This is a genomic window from Variovorax sp. 05L425, from assembly GCF_056397705.1.
The window spans coordinates 171,486-193,932 of sequence record NZ_JBFTNY010000007.1; the positions used below are offsets into that span (position 1 = coordinate 171,486).

Annotated in this window: 23 protein-coding genes and 1 pseudogene; 17 read left to right on the plus strand and 7 right to left on the minus strand. The window is 67.1% G+C overall.

Annotated features, from left to right (window positions below; all coding sequences use genetic code 11):
• Positions 1–16: 16 nt before the first annotated feature.
• Entirely contained in the window at positions 17–1,138 is a 1,122-nt protein-coding gene (locus tag AC1DN9_RS10775) for an alpha/beta hydrolase family protein (RefSeq protein WP_478099902.1), read from the minus strand.
• A complete protein-coding gene (locus AC1DN9_RS10780) occupies positions 1,131–1,685 on the minus strand; it encodes a VOC family protein (protein ID WP_478099904.1) in 555 nt (184 codons plus the stop codon). The genes AC1DN9_RS10775 and AC1DN9_RS10780 overlap by 8 nt, the downstream gene beginning before the upstream one ends.
• A 95-nt stretch (positions 1,686–1,780) precedes the next feature.
• On the opposite strand from AC1DN9_RS10780, the gene AC1DN9_RS10785 reads away from it, so the two are divergent.
• The 7 genes from AC1DN9_RS10785 to AC1DN9_RS10815 all read left to right on the plus strand — a co-directional run bounded on the left by AC1DN9_RS10785 (position 1,781) and on the right by AC1DN9_RS10815 (position 9,469).
• Positions 1,781–2,689: a LysR family transcriptional regulator gene (locus tag AC1DN9_RS10785; RefSeq protein ID WP_478099905.1), complete on the plus strand. Its 909-nt coding sequence runs from the start codon at positions 1,781–1,783 to the stop codon at positions 2,687–2,689.
• 91 nt (positions 2,690–2,780) lie between these two features.
• Positions 2,781–3,971: a phosphoglycerate kinase gene (locus tag AC1DN9_RS10790; protein WP_478099907.1), complete on the plus strand. Its 1,191-nt coding sequence runs from the start codon at positions 2,781–2,783 to the stop codon at positions 3,969–3,971.
• Between the two features lie 171 nt (positions 3,972–4,142).
• Positions 4,143–5,597 (plus strand): pyruvate kinase, encoded by a 1,455-nt coding sequence (pyk, locus tag AC1DN9_RS10795; protein ID WP_478099909.1) that lies wholly within the window; start codon positions 4,143–4,145, stop codon positions 5,595–5,597.
• Positions 5,598–5,798: 201 nt separating this feature from the next.
• A complete protein-coding gene (gene fba, locus AC1DN9_RS10800; protein WP_478099911.1) occupies positions 5,799–6,863 on the plus strand; it encodes a class II fructose-bisphosphate aldolase in 1,065 nt (354 codons plus the stop codon).
• Between the two features lie 192 nt (positions 6,864–7,055).
• Complete coding sequence (locus AC1DN9_RS10805; protein ID WP_478099913.1) at positions 7,056–7,961, plus strand: phosphoribosylaminoimidazolesuccinocarboxamide synthase; 906 nt, start codon at positions 7,056–7,058, stop codon at positions 7,959–7,961.
• 113 nt (positions 7,962–8,074) lie between these two features.
• Entirely contained in the window at positions 8,075–8,746 is a 672-nt protein-coding gene (locus AC1DN9_RS10810) for a helix-turn-helix transcriptional regulator (protein WP_478099915.1), read from the plus strand.
• Between the two features lie 63 nt (positions 8,747–8,809).
• Entirely contained in the window at positions 8,810–9,469 is a 660-nt protein-coding gene (locus tag AC1DN9_RS10815; protein WP_478099917.1) for a Crp/Fnr family transcriptional regulator, read from the plus strand.
• A gap of 61 nt (positions 9,470–9,530) precedes the next feature.
• On the opposite strand, the gene AC1DN9_RS10820 is transcribed toward AC1DN9_RS10815, so the two are convergent.
• On the minus strand, positions 9,531–9,995 hold the full coding sequence (locus tag AC1DN9_RS10820; protein ID WP_478099919.1) for an META domain-containing protein: 465 nt from the start codon (positions 9,993–9,995) through the stop codon (positions 9,531–9,533).
• Positions 9,996–10,054: 59 nt separating this feature from the next.
• On the minus strand, positions 10,055–10,975 hold the full coding sequence (locus tag AC1DN9_RS10825; protein WP_478099921.1) for a tetratricopeptide repeat protein: 921 nt from the start codon (positions 10,973–10,975) through the stop codon (positions 10,055–10,057).
• A gap of 36 nt (positions 10,976–11,011) precedes the next feature.
• Here AC1DN9_RS10825 and purE point away from each other — a divergent pair, with 36 nt between their 5' ends.
• Genes purE through AC1DN9_RS10840 form a run of 3 tightly spaced genes read left to right on the plus strand, consistent with a single transcriptional unit; the run spans position 11,012 to position 13,725 of the window.
• Positions 11,012–11,554 carry a 5-(carboxyamino)imidazole ribonucleotide mutase gene (gene purE / locus AC1DN9_RS10830; protein WP_478099923.1) on the plus strand — a complete coding sequence of 181 codons (543 nt, stop codon included), beginning with the start codon at positions 11,012–11,014 and terminating at the stop codon, positions 11,552–11,554.
• Positions 11,551–12,717 (plus strand): 5-(carboxyamino)imidazole ribonucleotide synthase, encoded by a 1,167-nt coding sequence (locus AC1DN9_RS10835; protein WP_478099925.1) that lies wholly within the window; start codon positions 11,551–11,553, stop codon positions 12,715–12,717. The genes purE and AC1DN9_RS10835 overlap by 4 nt, the downstream gene beginning before the upstream one ends.
• 6 nt (positions 12,718–12,723) lie before the next feature.
• Positions 12,724–13,725 (plus strand): L-threonylcarbamoyladenylate synthase, encoded by a 1,002-nt coding sequence (locus AC1DN9_RS10840; protein WP_478099927.1) that lies wholly within the window; start codon positions 12,724–12,726, stop codon positions 13,723–13,725.
• Positions 13,726–13,859: 134 nt separating this feature from the next.
• Here AC1DN9_RS10840 and AC1DN9_RS10845 read toward each other — a convergent pair whose 3' ends face one another.
• The gene (locus AC1DN9_RS10845) at positions 13,860–15,410 is read right to left on the minus strand and encodes an alpha/beta hydrolase family protein (RefSeq protein ID WP_478099928.1); all 1,551 of its coding nucleotides are present in this window, start codon (positions 15,408–15,410) and stop codon (positions 13,860–13,862) included.
• Positions 15,411–15,523: 113 nt separating this feature from the next.
• Positions 15,524–16,954, minus strand: a complete 1,431-nt coding sequence (gene dacB, locus AC1DN9_RS10850) for a D-alanyl-D-alanine carboxypeptidase/D-alanyl-D-alanine endopeptidase (RefSeq protein ID WP_478099930.1) — start codon at positions 16,952–16,954, stop codon at positions 15,524–15,526.
• A 151-nt stretch (positions 16,955–17,105) separates the two neighbouring features.
• Here dacB and AC1DN9_RS10855 point away from each other — a divergent pair, with 151 nt between their 5' ends.
• The 7 genes and pseudogenes from AC1DN9_RS10855 (at position 17,106) to AC1DN9_RS10885 (ending at position 21,562) form a co-directional block, all read left to right on the plus strand.
• On the plus strand, positions 17,106–18,107 hold the full coding sequence (locus AC1DN9_RS10855; protein WP_478099932.1) for a DMT family transporter: 1,002 nt from the start codon (positions 17,106–17,108) through the stop codon (positions 18,105–18,107).
• Entirely contained in the window at positions 18,100–18,789 is a 690-nt protein-coding gene (gene tsaB / locus AC1DN9_RS10860) for a tRNA (adenosine(37)-N6)-threonylcarbamoyltransferase complex dimerization subunit type 1 TsaB (RefSeq protein ID WP_478099934.1), read from the plus strand. Before AC1DN9_RS10855 ends, tsaB begins: the two co-directional genes overlap by 8 nt.
• Positions 18,786–19,367, plus strand: coding sequence for a ribosomal protein S18-alanine N-acetyltransferase (gene rimI, locus AC1DN9_RS10865; RefSeq protein WP_478099936.1), 582 nt, complete (start codon positions 18,786–18,788; stop codon positions 19,365–19,367). The genes tsaB and rimI overlap by 4 nt, the downstream gene beginning before the upstream one ends.
• Entirely contained in the window at positions 19,364–20,128 is a 765-nt protein-coding gene (locus AC1DN9_RS10870; protein WP_478099938.1) for a uracil-DNA glycosylase family protein, read from the plus strand. Before rimI ends, AC1DN9_RS10870 begins: the two co-directional genes overlap by 4 nt.
• A gap of 29 nt (positions 20,129–20,157) precedes the next feature.
• The gene (pyrF, locus tag AC1DN9_RS10875; RefSeq protein WP_478099940.1) at positions 20,158–20,982 is read left to right on the plus strand and encodes an orotidine-5'-phosphate decarboxylase; all 825 of its coding nucleotides are present in this window, start codon (positions 20,158–20,160) and stop codon (positions 20,980–20,982) included.
• A pseudogene (locus AC1DN9_RS10880) lies at positions 20,982–21,086 on the plus strand (GFA family protein); the annotation flags it as partial. The gene pyrF and the pseudogene AC1DN9_RS10880, both read left to right, overlap by 1 nt.
• 17 nt (positions 21,087–21,103) lie before the next feature.
• The gene (locus AC1DN9_RS10885) at positions 21,104–21,562 is read left to right on the plus strand and encodes a GFA family protein (RefSeq protein ID WP_478100023.1); all 459 of its coding nucleotides are present in this window, start codon (positions 21,104–21,106) and stop codon (positions 21,560–21,562) included.
• Here the strand turns inward: AC1DN9_RS10885 and AC1DN9_RS10890 are convergent.
• A complete protein-coding gene (locus AC1DN9_RS10890) occupies positions 21,543–22,376 on the minus strand; it encodes an IclR family transcriptional regulator (protein ID WP_478099942.1) in 834 nt (277 codons plus the stop codon). The genes AC1DN9_RS10885 and AC1DN9_RS10890 overlap by 20 nt on opposite strands.
• Positions 22,377–22,447 lie beyond the last annotated feature (71 nt).

Below are 22,447 nucleotides of genomic sequence, written 5' to 3' on the forward strand. Positions count from 1 at the left end.
GGTGTCTTGGGCCTGTTCAGAGTGCATGCGCCCATTCGGCGATCGCATCGGCGGCGCGCAGCACGAGTTCCGGCTGGCCCGCGAGGTAGTGGTTGCCGCCGACGATGTCGACATTGCGAATGCGCGAGCCGCCCGCCGCCATCCACGCATCGCGCGTGCTCGGGAACGTGGACTGGTCGCCGGTGTAGGTCAGCAGCAGCTTGGGCACCGTCGTTCGCGCGAGGTTCGAGGGACCGTCGGCCTGCGAGCGCGACGACCATTGCGACAGGAAGGCCGTCAATGAAGTGACGCGGCCCATCGCGTTGGCCGAATAGTTCACCTGCCGCGCATCGCCCCAGACGCTGCCCGCTGCGCGATCGTTCGTGTCGATCGACAAGTCCACGCAGCGCGGATCGGCGTGCGTGCGGTAGACGATGAAGGCCTGGTCGCGCGGCGCGCCCGGCGTGCTGCGCAACTGCCGCAGGCGCTCCAGCGCCCAATGCTCGATGCGGTCGAGGCGCGCCTTCTGCGCCGCGCTGAAGCGCGCGAGGAACTCGACGCTGTAGGGCATCTCGTGGCGCGCGTCGTACATGTCCAGCTCGGCGTCCACGGACATCGGGTCGTGTTCGTCGGTGACCGAGGGATCGATCCAGTCACGCATCAGCTTCGAGCGGCCCTGGTGCGCAGCGCACAGCGCGATGCCATCCACCGGCGGCAGGTCGTCGGGGTGCAGGTGCGTTGGGTCGCCGTCCGGAAAATGGTGCGCCGTGAGCTTCTCGGCCTGTGCCTGATAGAAGCTGGACAGCGCGGCGCCGCCCGAATTGCCGATCAGCATCACTTTCTCGTAGCCCGCCGCCCGCAGGAACTGCACGCCAGCGCCCAGGTCCTGGATCGCGCGTTCCATGAGCAGCACCGTGTCGTTGCCCATGTAGCGCGAGTTCAGGCCCATGCAGCAGATGCCGCGCTCGGCCAGCGGGCCGATCAGATAGTGGCCCATGAAATTGCTCGTGGGGTGCATCACGATGGCTGCGACCCTCTTCGGGCCGTTCGGCGCGCGGTAAGCGCCGTAGATGCGCGGGCGCAACATCTGCAAGCCTGATTGGCTCTCCAGCGCCGCGCCCGGCTTCACGTCGATGACCGCAAGTTGCAATTCAGCCATGCTTTGCCGCCTTTCGCAGTTCGGCCTTGCGCACCGTCCATGTGTCCAGTTCGGCGCGGGCGCGGCGGGCATGCGCGTCCATCTCAGCCTTCGGCACCGTGGGCGTGGTGAGTTCGAGGCGGATGCCGTTCGGATCGAAGAAATAGATCGACTGGATGATGTGATGGTCGGTCGGCCCGAGCACTTCGACGCCCGCCGCTTCGAGCCGCGCCTTGGCCGCCATGAGCTCTGCCACCGAATCGACGCGCAGCGCGAGGTGATTGACCCACGCCGGCGTATTGGGCGAAGGCAGTGCCGCGATGTCGTCGCCGAGATCGAAGAACGCGATGGACGAACCATCGCGCATCTGGAAAAAGATGTGGACGTAGGGGCAGAACTCGCCGGTGCTCGGAACGTGGTCGCTCTTGATCACGTGGGTCAGCGGCAGGCCTAGCAGGTCCTCGTAGAAGCGGCGGGTTTCCTCGCTGTCGCGGCAGCGCCAGGCGAAGTGGTGAAGGCCCCGAACGGGCACGGGGGGCGGTGCGAGAGGCAAGGTCTCGGCGGGCATGATCGTCTCCAACTTGGGGGCTCAGGGGACGCATTGGGCCGTCGTTCTTCTTATGATTCAATCGAAATAAATTCATTGATTGATGAAATAGTGAAATGAATCTGACCCTTCGCCAGTTGCGCGCCTTTGCCGCGGTCGCCGAAACCGGCAGCTTCACCGCCGCCGCTGTGAGCCTGCACCTCACACAGTCGGCATTGAGCGTGCTGGTGCGCGAACTGGAACGCGAGATGGGCGTGCAGCTGTTCGACCGCCACACGCGGCGTGTGCAGCTCTCCGAGGCCGGCCGCGAGTTCCAGCCCTCGGTGCAGCGCCTGTTGGCCGACCTGGCCGGTGCGGTGGCCGGTGTGACCGATCTTCGCGACAAGAAGAAGGGGGTTCTGCGGCTCGCCGCGCCGCAGTTGATGGCCTGCACGCTGATGCCGCGCGTCATCGCCGCTTACCGCGCACGCCATCCGGACGTCGACGTGCGGCTGGCCGACACGCTGCCTGAGCATCTGCTGGACGGGGTGCTCTCGGGCGAGGTCGAGCTGGCCGTGGGGCAGGACGTCGCGGTCGACGCGGCGATCGAACGCCGCACGCTGTTCCGCGACCGCCATTGGCTGATCTGCCCGCCCGACCATCCTTTTGCGCGCCGCCGCAAGGTGCGTTGGCGCGAACTGGGGCCCTACACCTTCATCGCGCCGACGCGCGACTTCCGCCAGCGCGTGCTGCCCGAGCTCGAAGCCGATGCGCGCGAGTTCATGCTGCGCGCGACCACGCAGGAGGTGTCGTACATGACGACCGCGCTGGGCATGGTTGCTTCCGGACTGGGGCTGACGGTGTGCCCGACTTACTCCACATCGCTGGTGCGTGCGCACGGGCTGCAGATGGTGCGGCTCGACCAGCCCGATTTTCATCGCGAAGTATGTGTGTATGGCTCATCCCGGCGCTCGCTTTCGCCGGCTGCGGCGAGCTTCGTGGAACTGCTGGAAGCGTTCGTGCGCAAACCGGGCCTGGGCGGTTGACGGCTGACATTCGTCTGAAAGGGACTGATACCTACAATGTCCGGTGCTGCCCGTCGAGGCACTTCCATCCGCATTTCATCTGCCTACTCCCATGAACGTTCTTCGATTCACCGACCTCTGTGCGCAAGGCAAGGTTGCCGGCCAGCGCGTGTTCATCCGAGCCGACCTCAACGTGCCGCAAGACGATGCGGGACGCATCACCGAAGACACGCGCATCCGCGCCTCGGTGCCGTGCATCCAGCAGGCGCTCGACGCCGGCGCCGCGGTGATGGTCACCTCGCACCTCGGCCGGCCGACCGAAGGCCAGTTCAAGCCGGAGGACTCGCTGGCGCCGGTCGCCAAGCGCCTTGGCGAACTGCTCGGACGTGAAGTGCCGCTGGTGTCCGACTGGGTCGACGGCGTGCAGGTCGCGTCCGGCCAGGTCGTGCTGCTCGAAAACTGCCGTCTCAACAAGGGCGAGAAAAAGAACGATGAGGCGCTTTCCCGCAAGCTCGCGGCACTGACCGACATCTACGTCAACGACGCCTTCGGCACCGCGCACCGTGCCGAGGCCACCACCTACGGCATCGCGCAGTTCGCCAAGATCGCCTGCGCGGGCCCGTTGCTGGCGGCCGAGATCGACGCGATCACCAAGGCGCTGGCCCAGCCGAAGCGGCCGCTCGTCGCGATCGTCGCGGGCTCCAAGGTCAGCACCAAGCTCACCATCCTGAAGAGCCTGGCCGACAAGGTCGACCAACTGATCGTGGGCGGCGGCATCGCCAATACCTTCATGCTGGCCTCGGGCCTCAAGATCGGCAAGTCGCTCGCCGAGCCCGATCTTCTGGATGAAGCCAAGGCCGTGATCGAGGCCATGCGCGCGCGCGGCGCCGCAGTGCCGATCCCGGTCGACGTCGTCACGGCCAGGACTTTCGCTGCCGATGCGCCCGCGACGGTGAAGGACGCGAGCGACGTGGCCGACGACGACCTGATCCTCGACATCGGCCCGAAGACGGCGGAACTGCTGGCCGCGCAATTGCGTGAAGCCGGCACCGTGGTCTGGAACGGCCCCGTGGGCGTGTTCGAGTTCGATGCCTTCGCCAATGGCACGAAGACGATCGCTCACGCCATCGCCGACAGCAAGGCTTTCTCGATCGCCGGTGGCGGCGACACGCTGGCCGCCATTGCCAAATATGGCATCGAGGACAAGATCGGCTACATCTCGACCGGCGGCGGCGCTTTCCTGGAAGTGCTGGAAGGCAAGACGCTCCCCGCGTTCGAAATTCTCTCGAAACGAGCTGGATGAGGCTCGCCCCCAGGTTGGCTCACTTCGTGTAGCCGCCCACCCCCTGCCGGGGGCAACACCGGCGGCCCGGCCAAGCCGGTTCCGCGGTGTTCTGGAAAGGGGCGTCGTGATAAATCGCTGGCGGCTGACCGGCAAAGTGTATACAGTGCGGAATACAAACTGGAGACTTGAATGAGCACGCCAAGCCTGCGCCTTCCCCGACATGCCACCAAGATCGTCGCGACGCTGGGTCCGGCATCGAGTTCGCCCGATCTGCTGGAGCAGATGATCAACCACAAGGTCAGCGTTGTGCGGCTGAACTTCAGCCACGGAAGCGCGCAGGACCACATCAACCGTGCCGCGATGGTGCGAGAAGCAGCGCGCCGCACCGGCCGCGAGGTGGCGATCATGGCCGACCTGCAGGGGCCGAAGATCCGGGTCGGCAAGTTCGCCGAAGGAAAGGTCTGGCTGGAGCCGGGCGCGAAGTTCGTGCTCGACGCATCGCGTACCGAGCCGGGCGACATCGACGCCGTCGGCCTGGATTACAAGGACCTTCCGCGCGACGTGAAGCCCGGTGACAGCCTGCTGCTGAACGACGGCCTCATCGTGCTGACGGTCGATGCCGTCAAGGGTGATTCCGTCTACACCACGGTGCGACTGGGCGGCGAGCTCTCGAACAACAAGGGCATCAACAAGCAGGGCGGCGGCCTCACGGCGCCGGCGCTGACGGCCAAGGACATGGAAGACATCAAGACCGCGATGAGCTTCCAGGCCGACTATGTGGCCGTGAGCTTCCCGAAGAACGCCACCGACATGGAAATGGCGCGGCAGCTTTGCAACGTGGCGGCTGCGGAATTCGGCCACAAGCCCGGCATGATCGCCAAGATCGAGCGCGCCGAGGCAATCCCGAAGCTGGAGGAGATCCTGCGTGCCAGCGACGGCATCATGGTCGCCCGGGGTGACCTGGCCGTCGAGGTCGGCAACGCTGCCGTCCCGGCGCTGCAGAAGAAGATGATCCGCATGGCGCGTGAAATGGACAAGGTCGTCATCACCGCCACGCAGATGATGGAATCGATGATCACCAACCCGGTGCCGACGCGCGCCGAGGTCAGCGACGTTGCCAATGCAGTGCTCGACGGCACGGATGCCGTGATGCTTTCCGCCGAAACCGCTTCGGGCCGCTATCCGCTGGAAACCGTTCAGGAGATGAGCCGCATCTGCGAAGCCGCGGAGGCAGCGGAAGATCTGCAACTCGACGCCGACTTCAGCGGCCAGGCCTACAGCCGCATCGACCAGTCGATCGCCATGGGGGCGCTTTTTACGGCGCACCACCTGGGCGCCAAGGCGATCGTCGCGCTGACTGAATCGGGCTCCACACCGCTGTGGATGAGTCGCCACCGGGCGCATATCCCGATGTACGCACTGACATCGCGCCTCTCGACGCAGCGCAAGATGGCGCTCTACCGCAATGTGCGGCCGCTGCTGATGGATTCCGAGAGCGATCGCGACACGGCGCTCGAACAGGCCGAGGCCCATCTGAAGAAGCGCGGCATCGTGCAGACCGGCGATGTTTACGCGATCACCTGCGGCGAGCCGATGGGGGCGCCGGGTGGCACGAACATGCTCAAGATCTGTAGGGTCACTTGACTCGCCCCCAGGTTGGCTCACTTCGTGTAGCCGCCCACCCCCTACCGGGGGCAACACCAGCGGCCCTGCGAAGCCGGTTCCGCGGTGTTTCTGGAATGGATCGGCGGGTATTGGGGCGGCGAGTCCTGTCGGCGGGGGTGGTTAGTAGAATCGTCGCAGTTTTTTCTCGATCCATCCCTAGATTTCCTGCGAGGTATTCCCATGGCACTCGTCTCGATGCGCGAACTGCTCGACCACGCCGCCGCCAACGGTTACGGCATTCCGGCGTTCAACGTCAACAATCTCGAACAGGTGCAGGCCGTGATGGAGGCCGCGAAGGAAGTCGGTGCTCCGGTCATCCTGCAGGCGAGCGCCGGGGCGCGGAAGTACGCGGGTGAATCGTTCATCAAGCACCTGATCCAGGCCGCGATCGAAGCCTATCCGACCATTCCGCTGGTGATGCACCAGGATCACGGCCAGAGCCCCGATGTGTGCCGTGGTGCGATCGATCTCGGCTTCAGCTCGGTGATGATGGACGGCTCGCTCGAAGCCGACGGCAAGACCATCGCAAGCTACGACTACAACGTCGATGTCACGAAGAAGGTGGCGGACATGGCCCACAAGGTCGGCGTGACGGTCGAGGGCGAACTCGGCTGCCTGGGTTCGCTCGAAACCATGAAGGGCGACAAGGAAGACGGCCATGGCACCGACGCCACGATGACCCGCGAGCAGCTGCTGACCGACCCGGAACAGGCCGCCGACTTCGTCCAGAAGACGCAGATCGATGCGCTCGCCATCGCCATCGGCACCAGCCACGGCGCTTACAAGTTCACCCGCAAGCCCACCGGCGACATCCTCGCGATCGACCGCATCAAGGAAATCCACCGCCGCATTCCCAATACCCACCTGGTGATGCACGGCTCGTCGAGCGTGCCGCAAGACCTGCTGGCGATCATCCGCCAGTACGGCGGCAACATGAAGGAAACCTACGGCGTGCCGGTCGAGGAAATCCAGGAAGCCATCAAGCACGGCGTGCGCAAGATCAACATCGACACCGACATCCGCCTCGCGATGACCGGCGCGGTGCGCCAGTTCCTGGCAGAGAATCCCGAGAAGTTCGATGCGCGCGAATGGCTCAAGCCGGCGCGCGAGGCCGCCAAGCAGATCTGCAAGCAGCGTTACCTCGAATTTGGCTGCGAAGGCCAGGGCCTCAAGATCAAGGGCGACAACCTGCAGGTCGTCGCCGCAAAGTACGCCAAGGGCGACTTGGCGCAAGAAGTCATTTAGGCTCACCCCCAGGTCGCGCGCACTTCGTGTCGCGCTCCCACCCCCTCTCCGGGGGCAACCCCAGCGGCCCGGCAAAGCCGGTTCCGCGGGGTTTCCCGAACGGGCCTCGCTGCGCTGGCCGGTTTGTTTCGCGCGGCACGCGCCGCGCGCACAATCTCCGAAATTCTCCGCACCGCCCATCTTCCATTCGCCATGACCACCGTCCACACCTCCTCCATCAAGAGCCTTCCGCTGCTCGCACGCGGCAAGGTGCGCGACAACTATGCGGTCGGCAATGACCGCATCCTGATGGTCGCGAGCGATCGCCTCTCGGCTTTCGACGTGATCATGGGCGAGCCCATCCCGGGCAAGGGCGTGATCCTCACGCAGATGGCGCTCTGGTGGTTCGACCGGTTGGGCCACCTGTGCCCCAACCACCTGACCGGCGAAGCGCCCGAAAGCGTCGTCACGCCGGACGAGGTGCCGCAGGTCAAGGACCGTTCCATGCTGGTCAAGCGGCTCAAGCCGATTCCCGTCGAGGCGGTCGTGCGTGGCTACCTCGCGGGCAGCGGCTGGAAGGAATACCAGGAAAACCGGGCCGTCTGCGGCGTGCCGCTGCCCGAAGGGCTGACCAACGCGAGCAAGCTGCCGCGGCCCATCTTCACGCCAGCGGCCAAGGCGGCGGCTGGCGCGCACGACGAGAACATCAGCTACGACCAGGTGGTCGAAGTCGTCGGCCCCACGCTCGCGCAGCAGATTCGGGAGACCAGCATCGCCATCTATGAGGCAGCCGCTGAGATTGCGCTGGCCAAGGGGATGATCATTGCCGACACCAAGTTCGAGTTTGGCCTCGACGATGCCGGCACGCTGGTGCTGATGGATGAAGTGCTCACGCCCGACAGTTCGAGGTACTGGCCGGTCGAGGGCTACGAGGCGGCGCTCGCCGCGGGCGCGAATCCGCCCAGCTACGACAAGCAGTTCGTGCGCGACTGGCTCGAGGCGGCCCGGATCAACGGCAAACCCTGGGACAAGACGCCGCCGGCACCGCGCCTGCCCGCCGAAGTCGTCGAAAAGACCGCGGCAAAGTACCGCGAGGCGCTGGAGAGGCTCACGGGCTGACGGACCGGGGTCTGGATGTGAATAAGTCACAAGGCTGGCGGCAATAGTCACGACCTGAAAACGACACTGTCTTCCAAACTTGGCGCATCCCCCGGATAGATGAGGAGTGCGAGATGGATACGGCAGTTGACTTTCAGATTCGATACGTACAGGACGAGGCGCCTGTCTCCGCACCACCGCCTGATGCGCTTCATCCCGCCATGATGGCTCGCGTGCTCGACGAGATCGACCACGGCCTGCTCTTGCTCGACCTGACGGGCCGCATCCTGCACGCGAACTTCCCTGCTCGCCGCGAACTGGCGGCGGCACGCGCGGTGCGCAGCGTCGACGGCATGCTGTGCGCCGGCCAGGCGGACTCGCAGTTGAAGATCCGTCATGCGCTCAAGGATGCCGAGCGCGACTGCCGCAGCATTGTCGAGCTCGACCATGCGGGGGAGTCGCTGTCGCTGGCCTTCATACCGCTTGCCGCGCTGCACGGCGGCGACACCGTCGACACGGTGCTCGTCATGTGCAGCCGTCGATCCGGCTGTGAAAGTCTCACGATGCAGATGTTCGCCCGGTCCAAGCACCTGACGCGGGCCGAGCAGAACGTGCTGGCGCGGCTGTGTGCCGGCCATGATGCCGAGGAAATCGCCTGCCTGGAGGGCATCCGGATGTCCACGGTGCGCACGCATATCAAGAACGTGCGGCAGAAGACCGGCAGCAACAGCATTCGCGAGGTGGTCTACCGGGTGTCGCGCATGCCGCAGATCGTCTCTGCACTGCGGCTGGTCGGCGAAGACTGATCGGGGCGCATCCGACAAACGCTCACGCTACGCATATCGAGGGGCGGGCCGTATAGTCCGCGCATGCCGCTCCACACAGCCGCATGGCGCCTCGATCGCGCAGCCGTCGCCCTGCCGCCGCACGTGCAGAAGCTCGCGGCGCTGGGCGTGCAGCGGCGCTTTCGGACGCGTTCCCTGCTGATCCAGGAGGGCGACGAAGGCAGCGTCATCTTCATCGTCCTGTCCGGGCGCCTGCGCGCTTTCGTTTCGGATTCGCGTGGGCGCGAAGTCACACTGGCGCTGCACGGACCCGGCGAGTACGTTGGCGAAATGTCGCTCGATGGCGGCCGGCGCTCCGCCAGCGTGGAGGCCGCGGAGCCGTCAGTTTGCGCCGTCGTCACACGCGAAACCTTGCTGCGCCACATCGCGAGCGATCCGGAATTCACGATGGCGTTGATCCTCCGGCTGATCCGCAGGGCACGGTTGGCCACCGAAAGCGCGCGCAGCATGGCGCTTCTGGACGTCTACAGCCGACTGAAGCGTCTGCTCGAGGATCGGGCCGCCGCGCAGCCTGACGGAACACGCCGGATCGCGGAGCGTCTGACGCACCAGGCGATCGCGAGCGAGATCGGCTGCTCCCGCGAAATGGTGAGCCGGCTGATGAAGGATCTCGAATCCGGCGGTTACCTCGCGCGGGTGCAGCTTCGGTTCGTGCTCGCGCGTGAGCTGCCTGCGCGCTGGTGAGGCGTACGCCGCAGCGGCCCCGCCGAGCGCCCGGGACCCTGTGGGTCAGGCCGAGAGGGGCTTAGCGCGTTTGCGTGCCCAGGATGGCCAGGGTCCGGCCGCTGGAATCCAGGAGCGACATTCGCGCGGGGCCCTGGAGGCGATAGCTGGCGGTGGACTGGAGCGCGGCAAAAAACTGGGCTTCACTGGCGCCGCGGGCGGGATCGGCGCAGGCCATCCGGGTCGAGGCAAGCTGGCTCATCTTGAGCGTGGTTCCGGTGCGCTCGAAGGTGCCCGACACCCGGTTGCAACCGCCGGAACCGCTCACACGTCCGTTGCGCCGGTCGAACTGGAGTTGGGGGTCGCGCTGGGGGTCGCCAGTCGATGACACAGGCTCGCCGCCGAGTTGTTCGAGGCGCCAGACAGGGCCTTCGATCGGTTCGTCCAGGCTGATGCCGCTGCCGCAACCGGCCAGCAGGCCGGTGGCAAGCAACGCGGCGGCCACAAAGTGAGCGCCATTCGGGCGGGCAGCGGGGCGAAAACGCATGGCCAGTCTTTCTTTCTGCGACATCTTGAAATACCGCGCCATCGTATGCGAGACGGCCCTCAGCTCAAGACCACGCTGCTGAGCCGGCGCCGGTAGCTCGCCACGGTCGGGTCGTCGGGTGGGATCTGCCCGTCGGCGACCTTGACTTTCGGGGGCTCGATGATGTCGAGGATGGCGATGTAGGCCTTGCGGGCAAGGTCTTCGTTCCAGCTCTTGTCGCGCATCAGGATGTCGAGCAACTCGTCCATGGCGTCGGTCCACCGCTGCGCCGCCATGAGGAGGCGTGCACGGTCGAAGCGGGCTTCAAAGTCGCGCTTGTTGGCTGCGATGCGCGCATCGAGCCCAGCCATTTCGGGTGCGGCGCCCGTGGCGGGCTGCGCGAAATCGATGGCGTCCATCCAGCGCTGGAGCGAGTCGAAGCGGCGCACCAGCGATGTCTTGGCGATCACCGGCGCGAAGGCGACCTTGGCGTCGTCCACGCGGCCTTCCTGCAGCAGCAGCTTGACGTAGTCGAAGCGCATGTCGTCGTTGGAAGGATCGGTGGCGACCGCATGCTGCAGCTTCTCGAGGGCGCCCTGGGTGTCGCCTTCGGCGAGCGCTGCCTGGGCGGATTCTTCCTGTTCCTGCGCCTCGACCTCGTCCGCGCCCGGCACGTGCTTGTCGAGGAACTCCCTGATCTGCTGCGCAGGGATGGCGCCGACGAAGCCGTCCACCGGCTGGCCGTCCTTGAACATCACGCAGAACGGAATGCTGCGCACGCCGAACATCTCGCTCAGCTGTTGCGAAATCTGCGGCACCTTGTCGGCGTCGAGCTTGGCCAGCGTGAATCGACCGGCGTATTCGACTTCGAGCTTTTCGAGCACCGGGCCGAGCTGTTTGCAGGGTCCGCACCATTCGGCCCAGATGTCGAGCAGCACCGGGGTGGTCATCGAGCCGTCGATCAGCTCGGTCTGGAAGTTTTCGAGGGTGATGTCGATCATCGCGGGAAGTTGAGGGTGAAACGTAAAATTCGAACCATGAAGCAAGCAATTCAGGTCGGCGTGGTGATGGGATCGAACTCCGACTGGGAGACGATGCGCAACGCCGTCGAGATTCTCCAGCAATTCGGTGTCTCCCACGAAGCACGGGTGGTCTCGGCCCACCGGATGCCCGACGAATTGTTCGCCTACGCCGAAAGCGCCGCGCCGCGGGGGCTGACCGCGATCATCGCGGGCGCGGGCGGTGCCGCCCACCTGCCCGGCATGCTGGCGGCCAAGACGACCGTCCCGGTGCTGGGCGTGCCTGTCGCCAGCCGACATCTCCAGGGCGTGGATTCGCTCTACAGCATCGTTCAGATGCCCAAGGGCGTGCCGGTCGCCACCTTCGCGATTGGCAACGCCGGCGCGGCGAACGCGGCCTTGTTCGCGGTCGCGATGCTGGCCGTGGGCGACCCGGCGCTGCGGGCGCAACTCGACGCCTTTCGCGAAAAGCAGACCCAGGCCGCGCAGGCCATGACCCTGCCGCCCGTCGAGGCGGAGTCCGTGTCGCCCTTCTCGCCCCAGGGCGGGGGCGCCTTGTGATCGCGATCCTTCCCGGTGCCACGCTGGGCGTGCTCGGGGGCGGCCAGCTGGGGCGAATGTTCGTCCATGCGGCCCAGCAGATGGGCTATTTCACGGCGGTGCTCGATCCCGATCCCGACAGCCCGGCCGGGCGCGTGTGCCACCACCACATCCATACCGATTACACCGATGTCGACGGCCTGGCGAGGCTCGCGGGTCTGGCCGATGCCGTCACCACCGAATTCGAGAACGTGCCGGCCCCGTCGCTCGAACACCTTGCCGTCGCGCGGCCGGTCTCTCCCGGCGCGGACGCCGTGGCCATCGCGCAGGACCGCATCCGGGAGAAGGGCCACTTCGTGCGCTGCGGGGTTGAATGCGCGCCCTATGCGGTCATCGAGACCGCCGACCACCTGGCTGCCGTGCAGCCGGATCTTCTCCCCGGCATCCTGAAGACCGCGCGACTCGGCTATGACGGCAAGGGCCAGCGCCGGGTGGCGACGCAGGCCGAGCTGGCCGCAGCCTGGGAGGATGCCGGCGGCGTGCCCTGCGTGCTCGAAAAACTCCTGCCGCTGGATTTCGAGTGCTCGGTGATCGTCGCCCGCGCAGAGGATGGGCAAATGGTGCACTTCCCGGCGCAGCGCAACCTGCACCGCGACGGCGTCCTGGCCGTGACCGAGGTCCATGCGAACAACATGCCCGAATCGACGGCCCGGCGCGCGGTGGCTGCCGCCCGGTCGATCGCGGAGGGCCTGTCCTATGTCGGCGTTCTGTGCGTGGAGTTCTTCGTGCTGGCCGATGGCGCGCTGGTCGTCAACGAGATGGCGCCACGGCCGCACAACAGCGGCCACTGGACCATGGACGCCTCCGACGTTTCGCAATTCGAGCTGCAGGTGCGCACGCTCGCGAGCCTGCCGCTGAATCCGCCGCGACAGCACAGCGCCGTGATCATGCTCAACCTGCTGGGCGATCTCTGGTTCGTCGATGGCGACACGCAGGTCGAGCCGCGCTGGGCCGACGTGCTCGCGCTGCCCGGCACGCATCTGCACCTCTACGGCAAGACCGAGGCGCGCCCGGGTCGCAAGATGGGGCACTTGAACATCACCGGCGACACCATCGAAGCGGTGCGCAGCACGGCCGATTTCGCCGCCGCGCTGCTCGGCCTGCCGATCCCGCTTTCCGAGTAGCGCGCGATGATCCGTGACGGCAAGACGCCCGAAGCCATCGAAGAAGCCGCTCGCGTATTGCATGCCGGCGGCCTGGTCGCATTCCCGACCGAAACCGTCTACGGCCTGGGTGCCGACGCCGCCAGCGACGCCGCCGTGGCCGGCATTTTTTCGGCGAAGGGCCGGCCTGCAGACCATCCGTTGATCGTGCACGTCGCGGCCGGCGCAAAGGGAACCGAGGCCCTGTCCTTGTTCGCGCAACCGCTCCCGAGCTTTGCCCAGAAGTTGGTGCACGCTTTCTGGCCCGGCCCGCTGACCCTGATCGTCGCGCGTCGGCCCGGGATGGCCGCCGCGGCTGCCGGCGGGCAGGACACCATCGGCCTGCGCTGTCCCTCGCATCCTGTGGCCCAGACGCTGCTTGCGGCGTGCGCCGAGCGCGGCGTCCACGGCGTCGCCGGGCCGAGCGCCAATCGCTTCGGCCGCGTGAGCCCGACCACCGCGCGACACGTGCAGGAGGAGTTCGGCGATGACCTTCTCGTGATCGACGGCGGACCGTGCGAAGTCGGCATCGAATCGACCATCGTCGACTGCAGCCGCGGTGTGCCGGTGCTTCTGCGTCCGGGCGCGATCACGCGTGCGCAGGTCGAAGCGGCCTGCGGCGAGGTGCTGCGCGACAAGGAAGATCTCGCAGCCCCCGATCCGCGCGCCTCCGGCACCCTCGAAGCCCACTACGCGCCGAGCGCCAAGGTGCGCCTGATGGACGCCAAGGCCCTGCAAGCGGGCCTCGACGTGCTCGGTGCCAATGCGGCGCACATCGCCGTGTGGTCGCGCACCACTCTCAAGAGCCGCTCGCAGCGCATCGTCCAGCGGCGCATGCCGGACGACGCGGCCGCGACGGCCCAGCAACTTTTCGCTGTGCTGCGCGCCTTCGACGCCGATGGCGTCAAATTGATCTGGATCGAAACCCCGCCTGACACACCCGAGTGGGAAGGCGTGCGCGACCGCCTTCAGCGCGCCGCGGCGGCTTGACCGTTGCTCGCCCCCAGGTTGGCTCACTGCGTGTAGCCGCCCACCCCCTACCGGGGGCAACACCAGCGGGCCGGCGAAGCCGGTTCCGCGGTGTTTCACGAAGGGGCCTGGCTTCGCCGGCCAAGCGGACTCCGCTATCCACCTGCTGCCAAGACGCCCTGGAAGAAACCTCGCGCCGACGCCATGCAGAAGGGGAACACAAGCGTGCCGTGATAGGCCTGGGTCACGGCCGACGCCTGGTCCGCCGGCGTGCCGGGCGTGCTGGCGGCGAGGTTCGCCTTGGCCGTCGCGAATCCGGCGCGAGCGGCCGAGAAGGCATCGGTGGCGGTCGTGTCTTCCAGATCCACCACAGTCAGCGCGCTGGCGGGCATGCCGCTGGCGCGGAAGTAGCCTGCAGTTGCGCGCGTGCTCACGAAGTTCACGGTCGGATCGTTGGCGCCGCCGCACATCAGCATCGGCCGCAGCGGCAGCCAGTTGCGCAGGTCGTTCGCCACGGCCGCCTTGCGGAAGCCCAGCAACGGGTTGCAGTTGAGCGGCGAGGTGGTGTTGACCGAGGTGGCCGTCGCCGGCAACGCGTTGCCGGGACACGGCGTCGCCAGGAGGTCATTGGCCGCTTGCGTCAGGTAGCTTTGCCGGATCAGGTTGTTGGGCCCGTAGAAGATCGACAGCGCAGGATCGACAGGTCCCGGCACGGCGTTGGCCGGATACAGCGCGAGCGGCGGCAACTTGCCTGTCGCGAACAGGGTGTTGATCGGCGTCAGGCTGGGCAGCAACGTGTCGATGCCGTTGGCATATTGGGCTTCATAGATGTCGCCGGTCGCCGTGTAGACATTGCCGAACTGCTTCTGCCAGCTTGTGGAAAGCAGCGGGGTGAACAGCGTCGCGCCGAGCGCCGGCCAGCCGCTGAAGCTGTAGTCGGTCAGCAGGCTGATGGCCGAGGGCGCCGATAGCGGGGCCGATGCAGTCACCGTCTTGCCGGTCGCCTGCATTTCGCGGTGCGCAGCCATCGCGACGTAGCCACCCTGCGAGTAGCCCGTGATGAACAGCGATCCGCTGTCGCTCGCGCCGATCAACGTGAAGGTCTTGCGGGCTGCGGTCAGCGCGTCGACCATGTCCTTGCCCTGTTGATCGCCATTGAGGTAGGGGTGGTAAGTGAGCGTGGACTTGTCGTAGCCGGCATAGTTGGGGGCCACCACGATGAAGCCCTGCGCCGCGAACATCGCAGCGACGGACAACCCTTCAGCGGCAGCGGGCTGCGTGGCATCGGTCCACTGGGCCAGGTTGTAGTTCTTCGCGGGCGTGGTGCCGTGCGCATACAGCACGACCGGACGCGCGCCGGTGCAGGCGGGGTCGCTTCCGTTCGGCACCATGATGGCGGCGGTCGCGTTGGTGGCTTCGCCCTGGCCGCCGATCGTGCGGTATTCGAGGTAGCGAAGCACGATGCCGCACTTGGGCGCACCTGTCACTTGCATCAATTGCTTGCCCAGGGCATTGGCGTTCAGCAGCGAGGTGAAGTCGGTGACCGAGAGCTGGGCCGTCTGCTGGGGCGGCACCGTCACCACGGAGCCTCGGCCCGAATCGACCACGGAGGGCACATTCAGGGCAAACCCGCCGCCACCGCCGCCCCCGCAGCCGGAAAGCATCAGGACGGCGCCAGCGAGGGCGATGGCTGTGAGGCGGATCATGCGGTTGTCTCCTGCGGGGTTTGGATATCGCGGTTGCGCGATTCTGGTCAGGGGCCGTGATGCGCGCAAGCGGAGCTTCCTGCAGGGACGAAGTCAGCCGCCAGTCAGTCGCATCAATCCTGCGAGGCCCAGTCGACCAGCGCATCGAAGGCAGGCCGTGCTGCCGCCGCATTGGCGTGATTGGCGATCGCGATCACCACGTAGCGCCGTCCGCTCGCGCCGTGCACGAAGCCGGCCACGCCCGCCGCATCGCGCAGCGTGCCGGTCTTGAGATGGGCCGCGCCACCCGATCGCAGCGCGCGCTTGCGCAGCGTGCCGTCGACGCCCGAAACCGGCAACGACGACACCAGTTCGGGCATCACCGGCGAACGCCACGCCACCTGGAGCATCTTCGCGAGTTCGGCTGCCGTGATGCGCTCGTCGCGCGAGAGTCCGGAGCCGTTGTCCAGCAGGGGCTGGCCCTCGCCCGTGCCGATGCGGTTGTTCCACCACTGTTGCACCGCGGCGCGCGAAGCTTCGAGATTGCCACGCTTCATTTGCTGCAGGCCCAGCGTGAGGAAGAGCTGCTGCGCCATCACGTTGTTGCTGTACTTGTTGATGTCGCGGATCACCTCTGCCAGCGGCGGCGAGGCGACCTCGAAGGCAGGCTTGAGTTCGGCAGGCACGCGGCCCTCGCGCACCACGCCCTTGATGTGGCCGCCCATCTCCACCCACAGGCCACCGACCGCGCGTGCCGCAAAGCTGCGCGGATCGGCATAGGCGACCGGCCACACCTTCTCGCCGCAGGCGGCCGGGTAGCTGCCGGTGAAGCCGATGCGCGACGGATCGGCGAAGTCGGCGGCCAGTGTGGCGCGCCAATCGCCACATTCGGCGGCAGAGAGCGGCACCGTGGCCTGCATGGCCACGCCGGCCAGCGGCGGTTCGAAGTTCACTTGCGCCGTCTGCGTCGTGCGGTTGGGCACGAAGGTCATCACGACCGACTTGAAGTTGATCAGCAGCGCATCGGGCGCCGCGTTGTAGGGGCGGCGCCCTTCGCCGTCGAAGGCTGACGGATCGGTGTCCGTCACCTCGAATGCACTGCGGTCGAGCACGATGTCGCCGCTGATGGTCTGGATGCCCAGCCCCTGGACGCGACGCAGCAGCAGCCACAACCGTTCGAGCACCAGCTTGGGATCGCCCTGGCCCTTGATATAGAGATTGCCTTCGAGCACCCCGTTGCGCACCGGACCATCGACGTAGACCGGCGTAGTCCACGTGAAAGCCGGCCCCAGCAGGTCGAGCGCCGCGTAGGTGGTGACCAGCTTCATGATCGATGCCGGGTTGACCTGCGCCTGGGTGCGCCATGCCAGCCGCGGCCGACCGACGCCCTCCGCGTCGACCACCAGCATCGTGACCGCGTCGCGCGGCACCTTGGCGCGAGCCAGTGCGGCATCGACTTCGTTGGGAAGTGCCTGCGCAACTGCGTGGAGCGGAGCCAGCGTCAGGGCAATAGCGATCGGAAGAAGGCGGCAGACGCGGCCCAGGGCGAGAAGCGGTGAGAACATCGGCGGATTATCCCGGCCCCAATACCAGAAACACCGCGGAACCGGCTTGGCCGGGCCGCTGGTGTTGCCCCCGGCAGGGGGTGGACGGCTACACGAAGTGAGCCAACCTGGGGGCGAGCAACATGAAGTGGGGTGAACGGATAATCCCCCGATGCCCCCCCGATTTTCTGCCCGCACCATCGGCCTCGGCGCGGCCGTCGTCACCGTCCTGGTCTGGACGGCCTTCATCGTCATCGCGCGCGCCTCCGCGGGGCGGTCGCTGACGCCCTTCGACATCGCGTTCGCGCGCATCTGCGGCGCCAGCCTGGTACTGATCCCCTGGGGCGCCTGGCTGGTGATGCGCTCGCGGCAGCGCGATCCGCCGGCAGAGAGCTCGCTCTTCGGCCTCTCGCCGCTCCGGCTGCGGCTGACCGTCCTCGCCGGCATCCTCGGCGGACTGGGCTATGCCCTGCTGGCCTACCTGGGCTTCTTCTTCGCGCCCGCCACCCATGCTTCCGTGCTGATGCCGGGCAGCCTGCCGCTGTGGACCGCGCTGCTCGCGGCCATCGTGCTGCGGGACCGGATCACGCCGGGCCGGGCGATCGGTCTGGCGCTGATCGTCCTGGGCGACCTCTTCGTCGGCGGAGCCAGCCTGCTTCATGCCCTGGAAGGCGGCTCGATCTGGAAGGGCGACCTGCTCTTCATGGCCGCCGCCATGTGCTGGGCCAGCTACAGCGTGCTGGTGCGCAAGCACGCGCTCGAGGCCGTGAGGGCGACCATTGCAATCACGGTGTTCGCCTTCATGACCTATGTGCCGGCCTATGCGCTGCTGGCGGCCTCCGGTGCGGTCACGAGCCGACTCGACAGCGCCCCGATCGGCGAAATCCTGTTCCAGATGCTGTTCCAGGGGGTCGGCTCGGTCGTGATTTCCGGCATCACCTTCACGCGGATGATCCAGTACTTCGGTCCGGTGCGTTCCACGATGATCACGGCGCTGGTGCCCGGCCTGTCGGCGCTCGGCGCGGTGATCTTCCTGGGCGAGCCGCTCTATTGGAACTTGATCGCGGGGCTGCTGCTCGTGACTGCGGGCATCCTGTTCGGCGTGCAGCGCAGTCGGGCGGCGAATCCGACGCCTCAGGGCCCGGTGCCCGTGAGAGGATGCGCCGATGCATAAATTGCTCGCTTTCGACACCAGCACCGAGGCGCTCTCGATCGCTGTGCGTCATGGCGATGTGCTGCTCGAACACAGCGGCATCGGCGGCGCGCAGTCCTCGTCGACCTTGATTCCGCTGATCCAGCAATTGCTTGCCGACGCCGGCCTCTCGTTGCGCGAACTCGACGCCATTGCGTTCGGGCGTGGGCCCGGTTCCTTCACCGGCCTGCGCACCGCCTGCTCGGTCGCGCAGGGCCTGGGCTTCGGCGCCGGTGTGCGGCTGCTGCCCATCGATACGCTGCACGCCGTCGCCGAAGAGGCGCGCCATCGTTTCGGCGCCACGCGCGTGATCGTGGCACTCGATGCGCGGATGGACCAGGTCTACACGGCCAGCTACGACCTCGGCGTCGAGGTCGTTGCCAGCGAGGCCGAACTGCTGGCGCCCGAGACCGTTGCCGTGCCGACCGGCTGGGCGCTGGCCGGCAATGCTTTCGCCGCCTATGGCGACCGTCTGCCGCATGCCGCGTCCCGCCACGAGGTGCTGCCGACGGCTGCCGCCATGCTGCGCTTGGCGCCCGCGCTGCTCGCGGCAGGCCGCACCGTCGCACCGGCCGAAGCATGGCCTCTCTACGTTCGCGATAAAGTGGCGCAGACTACGGAAGAGCGCGCCGCCATCAAGGCGGCGGCCACCATCCCGCCATGAGTGCAGTCCTTCTTCAACCGCTTGAAGCCCGCCTCGAGCCGATGACGATCGAGCGCGTTCCTGCCGTCTGCGCGATCGAGCAGGCGGCTTACACGCACCCGTGGACGGTCGCCAATTTCACCGATTCGCTGGCCGCCGGTTACCACTGCCAGTGCCTCGTGGGCCCGGCGCCCGACGAAGGACCCACACCGACGCCGCGTGGCGTGCGTGCGCTGTGGAGCCGCGCCGCTTTCCGAACGGTCGACGAGACCATCATTGGTTATTTCGTTGCCATGAAAGGCGTCGACGAGGTCCATCTGCTCAACATCACAGTCACCCCCGCGTTTCAACGCCAGGGATGGGCGCCATTGATGCTGGAGGCGCTCGCCGGCTGGTCGCGCGGGCTGGACGCCCAATGGCTCTGGCTCGAAGTGCGCGCGAGCAATGTGCGCGCGCTCACCATCTATGAACGCCACGGCTTTCGCCGCGTCGGCATCCGCAAGGGCTACTACCCGGCGCACGTCAACGCCCGCGAGGATGCCGTGGTGATGAGCCTGCGGCTCAATGAATCCAACAGCGCCTGGGGAGGGCTGACATGACGCCACGCCAACGCGCGATGCTGGACGAGATGGGAATCAAGCTCTTCTGGTGGCCGAAAACGGAAGCCGGCGAGGCCCAGGCCGTGCCAGAGGTCCATCCGCCGGTCGTGGCCGACGCCGGCGAGCCGACCCGTTCCCGGCTCGACGTCGCGGCGATACCCGTCCAGCGGGCACCGGTGATCCCGCCGGTCGCTCCCGCTGTGGCGACCCGCGCGCCGGTTGCGGCAACGCACGGCGCAGCAGCAGTCCTGTCGGACGCGCCGCGGCGCCTCTACGCCAGCGAGGCCGCGCCGCAGGGCGGCTGGCTGGTCATTGCCGACACGCCCCCCGAACTCGACGGCCGCCACGGCGATCCCTTCTCGGGCGATGCGGGCCGGCTGCTCGACAACATGTTGCGTGCGCTGCAACTGCACGACGGCGGAACCCCGGTCCACCTGATGCGCACGCATCGCGGCGTGGCCTCGGGACAGCCCGAGAGTCCGCGGCCGCTCGGCGAGGCGCTGGCTGACTGCGTCCCGGTCCTGGCGCCGCGGCTCGTCCTCGCCCTGGGGCCGCTGGCGGCGCAGAGCCTGATGCAGAGTGGCGATCCGCTCGGCAAGCTTCGTGGCCGCGTGGTCCCCGTGGCGCTCCTGCCGGGCCTCGAGGCAGTGCCGATCGTCGCGTCCTACCATCCGGTGTATCTGTTGCGCAATCCGGTCGACAAGGCCCGCGCATGGGCTGACCTGTGCCTTGCCGCCGAGGAAGTCGCGCGCCGAAGCTGAAACCCCGCGGCGGCCTAAAATTCCGCCCCATGACCTTCCTGGACAAGCTGCGCGCCGCCGAGCGCCAAAACGGCTCGCTGCTGTGCGTCGGCCTCGACCCCGAACCGATGAAATTCCCCGCCCATCTCCAGGGCGACGCCAGCAAGATCTATGACTTCTGCGCGCGCATCGTCGATGCCACCGCCGATCTCGTCATCGCCTTCAAGCCCCAGATCGCCTATTTCGCCGCACATCGCGCCGAAGGGCAGCTGGAGCAGCTCATGGAGCACATGCGCCGCAATGCGCCGCACGTGCCAACGATCCTCGACGCCAAGCGCGGGGACATCGGTTCCACCGCCGAGCAGTACGCCCGGGAGGCTTTCGAACGCTACGGGGCCGACGCCGTCACGCTCTCGCCCTTCATGGGCTTCGATTCGGTCGAGCCCTATCTGCGCCACCAGGGCAAGGGCGCCTTCCTGCTTTGCCGCACCAGCAATCCGGGCGGCGCCGACCTGCAGGGGCAGCGTCTTGCCGGCTTGCCGGGCGAGCCCTTTCTGTACGAACACGTCGCACGGCTGGCCCAGGGTCCGTGGAACCTGAACGGGCAACTGGGACTGGTGGTCGGCGCCACCTATCCGGCGGAGATCGAGCGCGTCCGGGCGCTCGCGCCGACGGTGCCGCTTCTGATTCCCGGTGTCGGCGCCCAGGGCGGCGACGCGGTCGCGACCGTGCGTGCAGGCTGGCGTGCCGATGCGCCGATCGTGGTCAATTCGTCGCGAGCCATCTGCTATGCGTCGTCCGGCGACGACTTCGCCGAAGCCGCGCGGCGGGAAGCGATCCGCACCCGTGACGGGCTCGAAGCAGCCAAGGCCTGACCGACCCGAAGGGCAACCCGATGGCAGCGATCAACATCCGTTGTCTCGAAGGCATCGATCTCGACGCGGTGCCGGTCAAGCACTTCGACGGGCGATCGATGTGAGCGCCGACGCGTTCCCGATGGAAGGCGGCTGCACCTGCCGCGCGGTGCGCTACCGGATGACGACGCGGCCTTTGTTCGTGAACTGCTGCCATTGCCGCTGGTGCCAGCGCGAGTCGGGCGCTTCGTTTGCGCTCAACGCGATGATTGAAAGCGATCGCGTGCAAATGCTGGAAGGCGAGGTCGAGATGGTCGACACCCCTTCGCTGAGCGGCAAGGGCCAGAAGATCGCGCGCTGCCCGCGTTGCCGGGTCGCGCTCTGGAGCCACTACGCGGGCGCGGGCGAGGCGGTGAAGTTCCTGCGCGTCGGCACGCTCGACACGCCCGACGCGCTGCCGCCCGACATCCACATCTTCACGACCACGAAGCAGCCCTGGGTGGTGCTGCCGCCGGGCGTGCCGGTGATGGAGGAGTACTACAGCCGCTCGCAGTACTGGCCGGCGGAAAGCCTGGAGCGTCTCAAGGCCTTGAAGCGGTAGCGCCCAGCCGTTGCGACACCTGATCCGCGCACGCCTTGAGGGCGAGAGCGATCTCGCCATCCCATTGCGTGTCGAAGATGGCCGACGGGCCGATGGCCGTGATTGCCAGCGAGATCGCGCCCGTGTGATCGAAGGCCGGCGCCGACATCGCGCTCACGCCGGGCAGGATCTCTCCTTCCGAACGGCTGAGGCCGTGGCTGCGTACCTCGCGCAGTTGCGCCTCGAAGTCCTGCCAGCTCGGTAGCGGATGCGCGGGCGGCATGCCGCGTCGAGGGGTTGGGGCGGCAGCCGCGCCCCTGCGTTCACGCTGGCGTTCGTTTTCGAGCAATTGCTTGACGACCGCTGAATCCAGATAGGCGCCGAAAAGCCGCCCCGATGCCGTGTTGGTGAGCGAGAACACCGTGCCATGCCGCATGTTCACGTGCAGCGGCGCAGGCGATTCCGCGATCCGCACGATGGTGGCGCCCCGGTCGCCCCATACCGCGATCGCCACTGTCTGCCCGATCTGCTGCGCGAGTTCGGCGATCAGCGGCGTGGCGACGTGAACCGGGTTCGCCTGCTGCAGGCTGATCAACCCCAGTTGCAACGCGAGCGGACCGAGCAGATAGTGACCGCTGGTGCGGTCCTGCTCGATCAGCCCCAGGCGGCCGAAACTGACCATGTAGGGGTGCGCCTTGGCGGGGGACATCTCGGCCTCGCGCGCCAGGTCCTTCAGCGCCATGGGGCGGCCGTGATGGACCAGCGCGCGAAGCAGTTGCCCGCCCACTTCGATGCTCTGGATGCCCCGTTGGCCGCGATCGTTGTCTGTGCTCATCGCCAATCCCCCGATATTTGTTCATGCAGAAGGCATTAGACATTAACTGATTTTCGATCTAGACTGCGCAC

Excerpts from the sequence above, each read along its gene's own strand:
- AC1DN9_RS10775 (WP_478099902.1), bottom strand. The coding sequence starts at position 1,138 with ATGGCTGAATTGCAACTTGCGGTCATCGACGTGAAGCCGGGCGCGGCG.
- AC1DN9_RS10780 (WP_478099904.1), bottom strand. The coding sequence starts at position 1,685 with ATGCCCGCCGAGACCTTGCCTCTCGCACCGCCCCCCGTGCCCGTTCGG.
- AC1DN9_RS10785 (WP_478099905.1), top strand. The coding sequence starts at position 1,781 with ATGAATCTGACCCTTCGCCAGTTGCGCGCCTTTGCCGCGGTCGCCGAA.
- AC1DN9_RS10790 (WP_478099907.1), top strand. The coding sequence starts at position 2,781 with ATGAACGTTCTTCGATTCACCGACCTCTGTGCGCAAGGCAAGGTTGCC.
- pyk (WP_478099909.1), top strand. The coding sequence starts at position 4,143 with ATGAGCACGCCAAGCCTGCGCCTTCCCCGACATGCCACCAAGATCGTC.
- fba (WP_478099911.1), top strand. The coding sequence starts at position 5,799 with ATGGCACTCGTCTCGATGCGCGAACTGCTCGACCACGCCGCCGCCAAC.
- AC1DN9_RS10805 (WP_478099913.1), top strand. The coding sequence starts at position 7,056 with ATGACCACCGTCCACACCTCCTCCATCAAGAGCCTTCCGCTGCTCGCA.
- AC1DN9_RS10810 (WP_478099915.1), top strand. The coding sequence starts at position 8,075 with ATGGATACGGCAGTTGACTTTCAGATTCGATACGTACAGGACGAGGCG.
- AC1DN9_RS10815 (WP_478099917.1), top strand. The coding sequence starts at position 8,810 with ATGCCGCTCCACACAGCCGCATGGCGCCTCGATCGCGCAGCCGTCGCC.
- AC1DN9_RS10820 (WP_478099919.1), bottom strand. The coding sequence starts at position 9,995 with ATGCGTTTTCGCCCCGCTGCCCGCCCGAATGGCGCTCACTTTGTGGCC.
- AC1DN9_RS10825 (WP_478099921.1), bottom strand. The coding sequence starts at position 10,975 with ATGATCGACATCACCCTCGAAAACTTCCAGACCGAGCTGATCGACGGC.
- purE (WP_478099923.1), top strand. The coding sequence starts at position 11,012 with ATGAAGCAAGCAATTCAGGTCGGCGTGGTGATGGGATCGAACTCCGAC.
- AC1DN9_RS10840 (WP_478099927.1), top strand. The coding sequence starts at position 12,724 with ATGATCCGTGACGGCAAGACGCCCGAAGCCATCGAAGAAGCCGCTCGC.
- AC1DN9_RS10845 (WP_478099928.1), bottom strand. The coding sequence starts at position 15,410 with ATGATCCGCCTCACAGCCATCGCCCTCGCTGGCGCCGTCCTGATGCTT.
- dacB (WP_478099930.1), bottom strand. The coding sequence starts at position 16,954 with ATGTTCTCACCGCTTCTCGCCCTGGGCCGCGTCTGCCGCCTTCTTCCG.
- AC1DN9_RS10855 (WP_478099932.1), top strand. The coding sequence starts at position 17,106 with ATGCCCCCCCGATTTTCTGCCCGCACCATCGGCCTCGGCGCGGCCGTC.
- tsaB (WP_478099934.1), top strand. The coding sequence starts at position 18,100 with ATGCATAAATTGCTCGCTTTCGACACCAGCACCGAGGCGCTCTCGATC.
- rimI (WP_478099936.1), top strand. The coding sequence starts at position 18,786 with ATGAGTGCAGTCCTTCTTCAACCGCTTGAAGCCCGCCTCGAGCCGATG.
- AC1DN9_RS10870 (WP_478099938.1), top strand. The coding sequence starts at position 19,364 with ATGACGCCACGCCAACGCGCGATGCTGGACGAGATGGGAATCAAGCTC.
- pyrF (WP_478099940.1), top strand. The coding sequence starts at position 20,158 with ATGACCTTCCTGGACAAGCTGCGCGCCGCCGAGCGCCAAAACGGCTCG.
- AC1DN9_RS10885 (WP_478100023.1), top strand. The coding sequence starts at position 21,104 with ATGGAAGGCGGCTGCACCTGCCGCGCGGTGCGCTACCGGATGACGACG.
- AC1DN9_RS10890 (WP_478099942.1), bottom strand. The coding sequence starts at position 22,376 with ATGAGCACAGACAACGATCGCGGCCAACGGGGCATCCAGAGCATCGAA.